This is a genomic window from Salipaludibacillus sp. CUR1, assembly GCF_021028955.1.
Taxonomy (GTDB): domain Bacteria; phylum Bacillota; class Bacilli; order Bacillales; family Salisediminibacteriaceae; genus Salipaludibacillus.
Genome location: NZ_JAIWPE010000087.1, coordinates 1 through 977, shown reverse-complemented (window position 1 = coordinate 977; position 977 = coordinate 1). Strand labels below are relative to the sequence as shown.

Genomic DNA, 977 nt, shown 5'->3' with positions numbered 1-977 from the left:
GGTAATACGTAGGTGGCAAGCGTTGTCCGGATTTATTGGGCGTAAAGCGAGCGCAGGCGGTTTTTTAAGTCTGATGTGAAAGCCTTCGGCTCAACCGAAGAAGTGCATCGGAAACTGGGAGACTTGAGTGCAGAAGAGGACAGTGGAACTCCATGTGTAGCGGTGAAATGCGTAGATATATGGAAGAACACCAGTGGCGAAGGCGGCTGTCTGGTCTGTAACTGACGCTGAGGCTCGAAAGTATGGGTAGCAAACAGGATTAGATACCCTGGTAGTCCATACCGTAAACGATGAATGCTAAGTGTTGGAGGGTTTCCGCCCTTCAGTGCTGCAGCTAACGCATTAAGCATTCCGCCTGGGGAGTACGGCCGCAAGGCTGAAACTCAAAGGAATTGACGGGGGCCCGCACAAGCGGTGGAGCATGTGGTTTAATTCGAAGCTACGCGAAGAACCTTACCAGGTCTTGACATACTATGCAAATCTAAGAGATTAGACGTTCCCTTCGGGGACATGGATACAGGTGGTGCATGGTTGTCGTCAGCTCGTGTCGTGAGATGTTGGGTTAAGTCCCGCAACGAGCGCAACCCTTATTATCAGTTGCCAGCATTAAGTTGGGCACTCTGGTGAGACTGCCGGTGACAAACCGGAGGAAGGTGGGGATGACGTCAAATCATCATGCCCCTTATGACCTGGGCTACACACGTGCTACAATGGATGGTACAACGAGTTGCGAACTCGCGAGAGTAAGCTAATCTCTTAAAGCCATTCTCAGTTCGGATTGTAGGCTGCAACTCGCCTACATGAAGTCGGAATCGCTAGTAATCGCGGATCAGCATGCCGCGGTGAATACGTTCCCGGGCCTTGTACACACCGCCCGTCACACCATGAGAGTTTGTAACACCCAAAGTCGGTGGGGTAACCTTTTAGGAACCAGCCGCCTAAGGTGGGACAGATGATTAGGGTGAAGTCGTAACAAG

The 977-nt window shown here is 51.5% G+C and carries 1 rRNA gene; it reads left to right on the top strand.

Features of this window, described 5'->3' with window-relative positions:
* Positions 1-977, top strand: a 16S ribosomal RNA gene (locus tag K8O68_RS15590); the annotation flags it as partial.